Annotated in this window: 5 protein-coding genes; 3 read left to right on the plus strand and 2 right to left on the minus strand. The window is 36.0% G+C overall.

The genetic code is table 11. The features are described from left to right. Nucleotides 1-11: 11 nt before the first annotated feature. Nucleotides 12-413 carry a 50S ribosomal protein L7/L12 gene (gene rplL, locus OM966_RS07135; protein ID WP_253307301.1) on the plus strand — a complete coding sequence of 134 codons (402 nt, stop codon included), beginning with the start codon at nucleotides 12-14 and terminating at the stop codon, nucleotides 411-413. A gap of 58 nt (nucleotides 414-471) precedes the next feature. Next, a complete protein-coding gene (locus OM966_RS07140; RefSeq protein WP_264329371.1) occupies nucleotides 472-8985 on the plus strand; it encodes a DNA-directed RNA polymerase subunit beta/beta' in 8514 nt (2837 codons plus the stop codon). 6 nt (nucleotides 8986-8991) lie between these two features. On the opposite strand, the gene dusB is transcribed toward OM966_RS07140, so the two are convergent. Continuing rightward, a complete protein-coding gene (dusB, locus tag OM966_RS07145) occupies nucleotides 8992-9954 on the minus strand; it encodes a tRNA dihydrouridine synthase DusB (protein ID WP_264329372.1) in 963 nt (320 codons plus the stop codon). Between the two features lie 4 nt (nucleotides 9955-9958). Next, complete coding sequence (locus tag OM966_RS07150; protein ID WP_264329373.1) at nucleotides 9959-11266, minus strand: hypothetical protein; 1308 nt, start codon at nucleotides 11264-11266, stop codon at nucleotides 9959-9961. Nucleotides 11267-11409: 143 nt separating this feature from the next. Here OM966_RS07150 and serS point away from each other — a divergent pair, with 143 nt between their 5' ends. Continuing rightward, nucleotides 11410-12687: a serine--tRNA ligase gene (serS, locus tag OM966_RS07155; protein ID WP_264329406.1), complete on the plus strand. Its 1278-nt coding sequence runs from the start codon at nucleotides 11410-11412 to the stop codon at nucleotides 12685-12687. Nucleotides 12688-12698: the final 11 nt, after the last annotated feature.

Here is a 12698-nt window from a genome sequence, read left to right on the forward strand (position 1 = left end):
AGGTGGTAATTATGAGTAATGTAACAAGTGATTTGGTTGATAAAATATTATCTTTAAACCTATTAGAGGCTTCTGAACTTGTAAAAGTTCTAGAAGAGAAAATAGGGTTGCCTGCTGGTTCTTTTCTTGGTGGGGCTGTTGGTGCTGGGGCGCCTATTAGTGATAATGCTGCTGCTCCTGCTGCTCAAGAAAAAGCTGAGTATAAAGTTGTGATTAAAGAAATTGATGCGAGTAAAAAAATAGGAGTTATTAAAGCTGTGAGAGAAGTTAATTCTACATTGGGTTTAAAAGAAGCAAAAGAGTTGGTTGAATCTTTACCTAAAGATTTAACTGCTAATGTTCCTAAAGACGAAGCAGAAAAAATCAAGCAAAAACTTATTGAAGCAGGAGCAACTAAAGTGGAGCTTGAATAATATTTAATGTATTAATTTTATATTGATATAGCTCTTTTAATTAGTTTGGGGTATTTTAATGGTTGATTTTTCTTATATGTACGCTTCTGGTGCTTTTGTTCCTAGAGTTTCTTATTCTAGGTCGATTGATTTAAAAAATTCTTTATTGGATTTGGTTAAGGTTCAAAAAGAATCGTATGATTCATTTGCTCCTAAGAATAAGGGTAATGAAAGACTTGAAGTTATCTTTCATACAATCTTTCCAATAAATGATCCTTTGCGTAGGGCTACTATTGAGTTTATAAGTTGTAGGGTAGATGATCCTAAGTATAATGAATCTGAGTGCATAAAGCGTGGTGTAACTTTTTCTGCTCAGGTTATTGCTTCTATACGTCTTGTTGTTATGCAGGATGGTATTTCTCTTGATGAATATAAATCGATTAAAGAGAGTGGAGATCATTCTAAACTTGCAACCGTTGTAAAATCTATAGAAGAGCAGGAAGTCCACTTTTGTGGGTTGCCTATGATGACTGATAAGGGCACTTTCATCATTAATGGTGTAGAAAAAGTTATTGTCTCACAAATGCATAGGTCTCCTGGTGTATTTTTTGATAGCGATAAGGGAAAAACTTACAATTCTGGTAAATTGATCTATTCTGCTAGAATTATTCCTTATAGGGGTTCTTGGCTTGATATTGAATTTGATGTTAAAGACCATTTGTATTTTCGTGTTGATAGAAAAAGAAAATTGCCAATCTCAGTTTTGTTAAAGGCGTTAGGTCTATCAAATAATGATATACTCGATAGATTTTATGAGAAAATAAAGTATGTAAAACATAAAGATGGTTGGAAAGTGCCTTTTGTTCCTGATAAATTTAAAGGAGTGAGGTTGCCTTTCGACTTAATGGATATTGAAGGTAATGTGCTGCTTAAAGCTAACGTTCGTATCACCTCAAGACTAGCTAAAAAGCTATATGATAATGAATTGAAAGAATATCTGGTTCCTTTTAATTCTATATGTGGTTTATTCCTCGCAGAAGATTTAATGGATAGTGCTAGCTCTACGAAAATTTTATCTGCTGGTGAATCTATAAAGCTGGAAGACATAAAGAAGCTTGAGTTATTGTCTGTGGATGAAATATCAGTATTGAACATAGATAATGTATCTGTTGGACCTTATATATTAAATACGCTTTTCTTAGACGAAAATATGTCTTATCAGGATGCGCTATATGAAATATATAGAGTTTTGCGTCCTGGTGAAGTTCCTGTTTTAGAGATAGTAGAGGAGTTTTTCCGTAATCTTTTCTTCAGTCCGGAATATTATGATTTGTCTAACATTGGTAGGTTGAAGCTTAACTCTTACCTTGGATTAAATTATGATGAGGATTTAACTGTTTTAACGTATGAAGATATTATTGAAATTGTAAAAAAAATAGTATTGTTACGTGACGGTCAAGGATCTGTGGATGATATTGATCATTTAGGAAACAGAAGAGTAAGATCAGTTGGAGAGTTTATAGAAAATCAATTTAGAACTGGGTTGTTGAAATTGGAACGCGCAATAGTTGATTCTATGTCCACTTCTAGTTTAGATAAAGTTTCTCCATCTGATTTTATTAATCCAAAAGTGTTAACTAATGTCTTAAGAGATTTCTTCAATTCTTCTCAATTATCTCAATTTATGGATCAGACTAATCCGTTATCTGAAATAACACATAAAAGAAGGTTGTCCGCGTTAGGTCCTGGCGGTTTAACAAGAGAACGGGCAGGATTTGAAGTGCGTGATGTTCATCCAACTCATTATGGAAGAATTTGCCCTATTGAGACTCCTGAAGGGCAAAATATAGGGTTAATCAACAGTTTAGCTATATACGCGCGTATTAATAAATATGGTTTCATTGAAAGTCCTTATAGAAAAGTAGTTAATAGGGTTGTTACTGATCAAATTGAGTATCTGTCTGCCATAGATGAAGGTTTATATTATATAGCTGATACCAGCGCAAAGCTCGATGAAAATAATTGCTTTGTTGATGATATGCTATACTGTAGATATTCTAGTAGTTTCATTATGGTAAGTAGTGATCAGGTGAGTTACATTGACGTATCTCCTAAGCAGGTAATATCAGTTGCGGCTTCCTTGATTCCATTTTTAGAAAATGATGATGCTAATAGAGCATTAATGGGCTCAAATATGCAACGTCAGGCCGTACCTTTATTGAAGCCTACCGCTCCTCTGGTTGCTACTGGTATGGAGTTTTTTGTAGCTTCTGGCTCTGGTGCTGTAGTTTTAGCAAAACGCGATGGCATAGTTGATAGTTCTGATAGTAACTCTATAGTTATACGTGCTTTTGATAAAGAAAGGGTTAACTACTTGGACGTAGATATTTATCATCTAAGGAAATTTCAGCGTTCTAACCATAATACTTGTATTAATCAAAAACCGCTAGTGTGCGTAGGTGATTATGTTAAAAAGGGTGATGTAATAGCTGATGGTCCTGCAATTAACAGTGGTGAGTTGGCGCTTGGTAAAAATTTGCTAGTCGCTTTTATGTCTTGGCAAGGTTATAATTTTGAAGACTCTATTATTATTTCTAGTGAAGTTGTTAAAAAAGATCTCTTTACTTCTATTCATATAGAAGAATTTGACTGTGTTGTACATGATACCCCTTTAGGATCAGAAAAAATAACTCGTGCTATACCTGGTGTTAATGAAGAAAATCTATATCACTTAGATGATAGTGGTATAGTGAAAATTGGTACAAGAGTTGGTCCAGGCTATATTCTGGTAGGTAAAGTTACACCTAAACCTTCTCTTTCATTGCCTCCTGAAACGAAGTTATTAATGACAATTTTTGGTGAAAAGTCATTCGATTGTGCGGATTCCTCTTTATATACATCTCCAGATGTTGAAGGGACAGTAATTGATGTACAAGTCTTTACACGCAGAGGGGTTGAAGAAAATGAAAGGGCATTACTCATCAAACAAAAAGAGGTAAATGACTTTGAGGAAGAGCGAGATTATATAATCAATGTTACTAGTGAATATTTCTATGATGAACTGAAGAAACTTCTTATTAATTCTGGTTCTCAAGATCGAGAAAAATTTGACTCTATTGAACGTGAGCAATGGTGGGGTATAGGATTAAAAAACCAATCCATTTCTGAGCAAGTTAAGAGCTTAAAAAAAGATTTTGATGAAAAAGTATCACATGCAATAGCACAGTTTAAGCGAAAAGTAGAAAAATTACATGAAGGTTATGACCTGCCTCAAGGTGTGTCGATGTCAGTAAAAGTTTTCATTGCTGTGAAACATAGTCTGCAACCAGGGGATAAAATGGCTGGTAGACATGGGAATAAAGGTGTGATCTCTCGAGTTGTGCCAGTGGAAGATATGCCTTATTTGGAAGATGGTACTCCTGTTGATATTATTCTTAACCCTCTTGGTGTTCCTTCACGAATGAATGTAGGGCAAATACTGGAAACGCATGTAGGTTGGACTTGTAGAAAATTAGGGGAAAGGGTAAGTAATATTCTCGATGAGATCAATAAAATCAAAAGTGCTTTTTGCAAGGGAATTAGGTCCCTTAACGATGATAATTTTACACAATTTGCAGTAGCATACCTTGACAATAAAAAAATTGAAAATATTGATGATGATGAAATAATGGCTTCTGTTTTAAATACACCTAATAAAAATGCACTAAATGACGAGTTGAATGCGTTAGTAGAGAACTATTTGAACTCTTGTAAAAGTTCATACAGCAATTTACGTAATTTCCTGATTGAGGTTTATAGCTATGGTAGTAACGTGTCTATCTGTAATGATATTCGTAATATTAGTGATAATAATCTCATTGAATTTGCACGTAAATTACGTGATGGTGTTCCTGTTGCTGCACCTGTATTTGAGGGTCCAAAAGATGAACAAATAGCAAAATTATTTGAACTTGCTGGTTTGGATAACTCTGGACAAGCTGTATTATATGACGGTTGCAGTGGTGAAAAATTCGACCGCAAGGTTACAGTTGGTTACATGTACATGCTTAAGTTGCACCACTTGGTTGATGGTAAAATTCATGCGCGTTCAGTAGGGCCTTATAGTTTGGTTACTCAACAACCTCTAGGAGGAAAATCTCATTTTGGTGGTCAGCGTTTTGGTGAAATGGAATGTTGGGCATTACAAGCCTATGGTGCTGCTTATACTTTGCAGGAAATGTTAACTGTGAAGTCTGATGATATTAATGGTAGAGTTAAGATTTACGAATCGATAATAAAAGGTGACAGTAATTTTGAATGTGGAATTCCTGAATCCTTTAATGTGATGATAAAAGAACTACGTTCTTTATGTTTAAATGTAGATTTAAAGCAAAATGATGTAGTGATTGAAGATATATCTCACACTAACATTGCACAACCTTTTAATGAGGTTAGCATATCGATTGCTAGTCCTGAAAGTATTAAGCGTATATCTTGTGGTGAGATAGAAGATGTTTCAACTGCAAATTATCGTACGTTCAAAGTTGAGAAAGGTGGATTATTTTGCCCTAAGGTTTTTGGCCCTGTCAATGACGATGAATGTTTATGTGGAAAATACAAAAAAAGAAGACACAGAGGTCGCATATGTGAAAAATGCGGAGTAGAAGTTACATCTTCTAAAGTAAGAAGAGAAAGGATGGGTCATATAGAGCTTGCATCTCCTGTTGCTCATATATGGTTTTTGAAATCGCTTCCTTCAAGAATTGGAGCATTATTGGATATGTCTCTCAGAGATATTGAGAATATTTTATATAGCGATAATTATATCGTGATAGATCCTCTTGTTTCGCCTTTTAAAAAAGGTGAGATTATTAGTGAAAAAGCTTATAATGAAGCTAAAGATAGCTATGGGATCGGTAGTTTTGTAGCTATGCAAGGTGTTGAAGCTATAAGAGAGTTGCTAACGCGCCTTGATTTACATGAAATTAGGAAGGATTTAAGACTAGAATTAGAGTCTGTTGCTTCTGAGATAAGAAGAAAGAAAATTATAAAGAGATTGCGTATTATTGAAAACTTCATTAAATCTGGAAATAGGCCTGAGTGGATGATACTTACAACTATACCTATTTTACCACCTGACTTGCGTCCTTTGGTATCGCTTGAAAGTGGTCGTCCTGCAGTTTCTGATCTGAATCATCATTATAGGACTATTATTAATAGAAATAACAGGTTGAGGAAATTGTTGAGCTTAAATCCTCCTGAGATTATGATTCGTAATGAAAAAAGGATGTTACAAGAAGCAGTTGATTCTCTTTTTGATAATAATCGTCGTAATACTTTGGTAAACAAAGCTGGTGCTGTTGGATATAAAAAGTCCATTAGTGATATGTTAAAAGGAAAACAGGGTCGTTTTCGCCAGAACCTCTTAGGAAAAAGGGTAGACTACTCTGGACGTTCTGTAATAGTTGTTGGTCCAACTTTGAAACTAAATCAGTGTGGATTACCAAAAAGAATGGCTCTTGAACTATTCAAACCTTTTGTTTACTCAAAGCTTAAGATGTATGGTATGGCTCCAACTATTAAGTTTGCTAGTAAGTTGATAAGAGCAGAAAAACCAGAAGTTTGGGATATGCTTGAAGAGGTAATAAAAGAGCATCCTGTTTTGTTGAATAGAGCGCCTACGCTACATAGACTTGGTATTCAGGCTTTTGAGCCAATCCTTATTGAAGGCAAAGCAATACAGCTTCATCCGCTTGTCTGTACGGCGTTTAATGCTGATTTTGATGGTGACCAAATGGCAGTGCATGTGCCAATTTCATTGGAAGCTCAGCTTGAAGCTAGGGTGTTGATGATGTCCACTAATAACGTTTTAAGTCCTTCTAATGGCAGACCGATTATAGTTCCTAGTAAAGATATAGTGCTTGGTATATATTATCTGACTTTACAAGAACCTAAGGAAGATAATTTACCATCTTTTGGTGCTTTTTGTGAAGTTGAGCATTCTTTGAGTGATGGTACTTTACATATTCATTCTAGTATAAAGTATAGGATGGAGTATATTAATAGCAGCGGTGAAACTCACTATAAAACTGTTTGTACAACTCCTGGCCGTTTAATATTATGGCAAATTTTTCCTAAGCATGAGAATCTAGGCTTCGATCTAATAAATCAGATATTAACAGTCAAGGAAATAACTGGTATAGTTGATTTAGTATATCGTAACTGTGGTCAAAGTGCTACAGTGGCATTTTCTGATAAATTAATGGTACTTGGCTTTGAGTATGCCACATTTTCTGGTGTTTCTTTTGGTCGTTGTGATCTGGTTATACCTGAAACTAAAGCTACACATGTTGATCACGCGAGGGGTGAAATTAAGAAATTCTCTATGCAATATCAAGATGGGCTAATAACTAGAAGTGAGAGGTATAACAAGGTTATAGATGAATGGTCTAAGTGTACGGATATGATAGCTAATGATATGTTAAAAGCAATATCTATATATGATGGAAATAGTAAGTACAACTCAGTGTATATGATGGTTAACTCTGGTGCAAGGGGTTCTACTTCACAGATGAAACAGCTAGCAGGAATGCGAGGGCTCATGACCAAACCTTCTGGTGAGATTATAGAAACACCTATAATTTCTAATTTCCGTGAAGGATTGAACGTATTTGAATACTTTAATTCTACTCACGGTGCACGTAAAGGTTTAGCTGACACTGCGCTTAAAACTGCAAACTCTGGATACTTAACTCGTCGTTTAGTTGATGTGTCTCAAAATTGCATAGTTACAAAGCATGACTGTAAAACAAAAAATGGTCTTGTTGTGAGAGCTATAGTTGAAGGAAGTACTATAGTTGCATCTCTAGAGAGTGTTGTGCTGGGTAGAACATCTGCAAATGGTATATATAACCCAGTGACAAAAGAATTATTAGTAAAAGCAGGGGAATTAATTGATGAGGATAAAGTAAAGCAAATCAGCATTGCAGGTCTTGATGCTGTAAAAATTAGATCTCCTTTAACTTGTGAAATAAGTCCTGGTGTGTGTTCTTTGTGTTATGGAAGAGACCTTGCAACTGGTAAAATTGTTTCAATAGGTGAAGCAGTTGGTGTTATAGCTGCTCAATCTGTTGGAGAGCCAGGTACTCAGTTAACGATGCGTACTTTCCATATAGGTGGGGTAATGACTAGAGGCGTTGAATCCTCAAATATTATAGCTTCTATTAGTGCTAAAATAAAGTTAAACAATAGTAATATAATTATAGATAGAAACGGAAATAAAATTGTGATAAGCCGTTCCTGTGAAGTCGTGTTGGTTGATAGCCTTGGTAGTGAGAAGTTGAAGCATAGTGTACCTTACGGTGCTAAACTTTATGTGGATGAGAGTGGATCAGTAAAAATTGGCGATAAAGTTGCGGAATGGGATCCTTATACATTGCCTATTATCACGGAGAAGACTGGTACAGTGTCTTATCAGGACTTAAAAGATGGAATTTCGATCACTGAAGTGATGGATGAATCTACAGGAATATCAAGCAAAGTAGTAAAAGACTGGAAATTGCATTCTGGTGGAGCTAGTTTACGTCCTCGTATTGTGCTGCTTGACGATAATGGTGAAGTAATGACACTCGCAAGTGGCGTTGAAGCATGTTATTTTATACCAATTGGTGCAGTGCTCAATGTACAAAATGGCCAGAAGGTTCATGCAGGTGATGTTATTACAAGAACACCAAGAGAGTCAGTTAAAACTCGTGATATTACTGGTGGTTTACCGAGGGTTATAGAGTTATTTGAAGCACGTCGTCCTAAAGAGCATGCTATTGTTAGTGAGATAGATGGCTATGTAGCGTTTTCTGAAAAAGACCGTAGAGGAAAACGCAGTATATTAATTAAACCTGTAGATGAACAAATTTCTCCAGTTGAATATTTGGTATCAAGAAGTAAGCATGTAATAGTCAATGAAGGTGATTTTGTACGTAAAGGTAATCTATTGATGGATGGTGACCCTGATCTCCATGATATTTTACGTGTGCTTGGGTTAGAAGCTTTAGCGCACTATATGATTTCTGAAATACAGCAAGTTTATAGATTGCAGGGTGTTCGTATAGACAACAAGCATTTAGAGGTGATCTTAAAACAAATGCTACAAAAAGTGGAAATTACTGATCCTGGTGATACTATGTACTTGGTTGGCGAAAGCATTGACAAGCTGGAAGTTGATAGGGAAAATGATGCTATGAGTAACTCTGGCAAACGGCCTGCTCATTATCTTCCTATTCTGCAGGGGATTACTAGGGCAAGTCTTGAAACTAGCTCCTTTATTTCTGCTGCTTCTTTCCAAGAGACAACAAAAGTACTTACAGAAGCAGCATTTTGCGGAAAGAGTGATCCTTTAAGTGGATTAAAAGAAAATGTTATAGTAGGAAGATTAATTCCTGCTGGTACAGGTTTGATTATGAATAAGATCAGAGCACTTTCACTTTGTGATAATATAGATAAATATGAAAAATATTTTGATATTGAAACTTATGACGAGAAATGGTTTATGGATAATAATTGTCATTTACACTCTGGTGAGGAAGAGAGCGTAGTGGCATATGATCAGTCGAATTGAGTACAGCTAGTGTGTCTCTTGACCAAAAAAGCCAATAATATTTTCTTTCACTTCTGTGCTATCTGTCATGTTATTTACTCTCATGCGAAATTCAGATGAGCTTTGAAGCCCGCTACTGTACCAACCTATGTGTTTGCGGGCCATCTTTATTCCTGTGTCATTTCCATAGTACTCAAGAATATTGTCGTAATGCTCGAGTATGATGCTTAATCTCTCTGAAGCTGTTAGCTCAGAAGTTTCACTTCCACTGAGAAAGTTCATTGCTTGATTAATCAGCCAAGGTTTACCGTAGGCACCACGACCTATCATCACTCCGTCTGCTCCAGATTCTTTGAGAGCATTCTGAATATCATTTAAATTTTTAATATCGCCATTTACTATAACTGGAATTTTCACTTGCTCTTTAACATTTCTAACGAATTTCCAATCTGCTTGGCCGTTATAGAGCTGTGCCCTCGTTCTTCCATGCACAGTGATCATTTTTGCTCCTAAGTCTTCGGCAATTTTCGCAAGCCTCGGTGCATTGCGATTTTCATCGTTCCATCCAGTGCGCATTTTCACCGTAACTGGCACATCCACTGCTTTGACCACGGCCTCAATTATCTCAGCGGCTTTTTTCTCATCGCGCATTAGTGCTGATCCTGCATAACTGTTTACAACTTTTTTAACAGGACAACCGAAATTTATATCTATTATTTTTGCACCCATATCCTTGTTGAGCTTTGCAGCCTCTGCCATTACATCCGGCTCGCATCCAGCAAGCTGCACAGCAGTTAATTCATCGACTTTTGCTTTTTGCAGACTCTGGCGAGTTTGCATAATCATGGCTCTGCTTGCAATCATTTCTGAAACTAACAAACTTGCACCTAGCTTCTTTACAATACTTCTAAACGGATAATCAGTTACCCCTGACATTGGAGCTAAAATAACTGAAGAATCAATCGTCAAACTTCCTATTTGGAGGGGCATAAGGTTAATGGTAATCCTTCATTGTAAAGTATATAGCAACCTGAGCTGTATTCTGCACCCTTGAGGTAAGAGAGGTGTCCGTTCCTGGTGGAAGATCGCATAAAAGCCCTTTTTCTAGATCTTCCTTCCATTTTTCATCTTCCATAAGCGCTTTTGTAAACTCTCTTCTTTTCTTTTGCAATTGTTCTGGATTAGGCTTGTATTCCAATAACTCTGCGTCAATTGCATCAAATGATTTACCTTCGTTGAGCATTTGCGTAATCCTATGAGCGTTTTCCAATGCAAATATTCCACAATTATGTCCATCGCTTTGTTGTTTGGCTCCGGAGCTTCTTATATTACAGTTCTCTATTTCCAAAACTGCTTCCAGTGCGCTCACTATATTATCAGTATTTATTGGGACATTAATTAATTCATTTTTCTTGTTCCGACACGTTTGTGCTGTCTCTTTGACATCTTTACTCATTTCTTTTTTTCCTTGCGCATTCAACTCACTAGCTTGATCAGTAAGAGGTGTAACCAATTCTTTAATTGCATTTGCAAGTTCTATTTTCTTACGTTGACTACCAGAACTTGGTAAATCAGCACTAAAAGAATCACAATAATAAGCTCTAAATTGTTTATTATCTAAGCTGTATGCAACAACTAGCGTTACCCAATGATTACCACCCAAATTAATAACTGAAGTAAATATCCTTTTCGAACTCTCTCGTTCTGCTTTATTTTTATATTCTCTCAACCTTTCACTCAAGGTTTCAAGATTACCAGGAATACAGAAGAATACACCATCCGTAAAACCTTCTGAATACTTATATTTAATTCTTGCAATATGAGCAATATCATGTTGCTGCAACCAGTAAGCGTAATTCGCTCTATTTGTCTGATGCACAAGAGTGTCCAAATTTTCATGAAACTCTTTACCACCCAAACCACTATCCAAAGAGCTTCTACGACTACTGTTCCTTGAATCGGGTTCACTGCCTGGTACAATACCACTATCTCCATCTTGAGTTTTTTGCTCACCTTGACCTGCTCCTTTTCCATTAATATAGTTCTTTGCTAAGTAAAATAAAGGTTCAACAACCATTTTGTATGCTACTGTAAGAATTATTCCCATTAAAACCCAAACTACGGGGTTAGAGATGAGCATAGCAAGTGGAAAGGTCAATAGAGGGAATCCTATTATCAACCCCAAATAGCCAACAGCAAATGTGGCTGCTAGGCATACACAAGTAGCGTAGATAACGAATTTTCCACCAGCAAAGTAAGTGCTCTCTTTAAATTGATTATATTTTTTTATGATGCCCGACATACTATATCCTATGAACGCTAAGTTAATTAAATTTTAACAAATTCTAACAAAAAAATCAACCATAATAATTTTAGTAGTATGAGAAAATATTGAATATTAAGAGCTTTTGAAGTACAGTAATAATGTTAGTAATAGCACAATATATGCACGATATAGAATATATACGCAAAAACCCTGAAGGATTTGAAAAGGCAATGAAAAGCAGGGGGATAAGAGAGTTTACTGCAAAAGAGGTATTAGAAATTGATCACGAGAAAAGGTCATTAACCACTAAATTGCAAGATTTAAATAGGCAGCGCAATGAAATCACAGAGGAAATAAAGAAGCTTAAAATGAGCAAGAGCCCTTGTGAAGGGCAAATAGAGTTGTCAAAAGACATCACGAATGAGATAGAGGCAATTAGCTTAAAGGAACAAGCAGAAAAGGATAAGTTAGTGAATGTTTTATCTAACTTGCCGAATATTCCTGCGCAAGATGTGCCAATAGGCGCAGATGAGAACTCTAATTTAGAGGTGAGAAGATATGGAGGAAAAAGACAGTTTGATTTTGTACCAGAATCTCATTATGAACTCGGAGAAAAATTAGGTTTAATGGACTTCGAACAAGCGGCGAAAATTTCCGGATCAAGATTTGCGATATTAAAAGGACAGTTAGCTAAGCTTGGACGAGCGCTAATAAATTTTATGCTTGAAATGCATGTTAATGAATTTGGCTATACTGAGGTGTACCACCCAGCTTTAGTGAAAAACGAAGCTATGTATAATGTTGGTCAGCTACCGAAATTTTCTGACGATTCGTATTTAACTACCGACGAATTGAGGTTGATTCCCACAAGTGAAGTGTTTTTAACAAATTTGTTTGCTGATAAAATAGTGGAGGAAAAAGAACTGCCTATTCGTTTTACTGCGTATTCAGAGTGTTTTCGTAAAGAAGCAGGCAGCGCAGGACGAGATACGAGAGGCATGATAAGGCAACACCAATTTGGTAAAGTGGAATTGGTGAGTATTACAACTGAAGACCAATCAAATGATGAACTTGAGCGCATGACGAGTGTTGTTGAAGAGATATTAAAAAAACTAGAATTACCGTATAGAGTAATGCTACTGTGTAGTGGTGATATGGGCTTTGCTGCGCAAAAGACTTATGACATAGAGGTGTGGTTACATGAGCAAAAGAAATATAGAGAAATATCAAGCTGCTCAAATTGTGGTGCATTTCAAGCAAGAAGGATGAACGCTAAATACTCTTCAGAAACTGATAAAAAGATAAAAAAATATGTTCACACTTTAAACGGCTCAGCTTTAGCTATAGGAAGAACGATTATTGCCATAATGGAGAATTATCAAAATTCTGACGGGTCGATTGCAATACCAAACGTGTTGCAAAAATACATGAGTAATGATACTGTTATAAGCAAATAATAATTTTGACA

The sequence above is a fragment of the Wolbachia endosymbiont (group A) of Andrena hattorfiana genome, from assembly GCF_947179565.1.
Classification (GTDB): domain Bacteria; phylum Pseudomonadota; class Alphaproteobacteria; order Rickettsiales; family Anaplasmataceae; genus Wolbachia.

Bases quoted from the DNA above. Each gene is read 5' to 3' on its own strand.
- rplL (WP_253307301.1), top strand. From the start codon at position 12: ATGAGTAATGTAACAAGTGATTTGGTTGATAAAATATTATCTTTAAAC.
- serS (WP_264329406.1), top strand. From the start codon at position 11,410: ATGCACGATATAGAATATATACGCAAAAACCCTGAAGGATTTGAAAAG.
- OM966_RS07140 (WP_264329371.1), top strand. From the start codon at position 472: ATGGTTGATTTTTCTTATATGTACGCTTCTGGTGCTTTTGTTCCTAGA.
- dusB (WP_264329372.1), bottom strand. From the start codon at position 9,954: ATGCCCCTCCAAATAGGAAGTTTGACGATTGATTCTTCAGTTATTTTA.
- OM966_RS07150 (WP_264329373.1), bottom strand. From the start codon at position 11,266: ATGTCGGGCATCATAAAAAAATATAATCAATTTAAAGAGAGCACTTAC.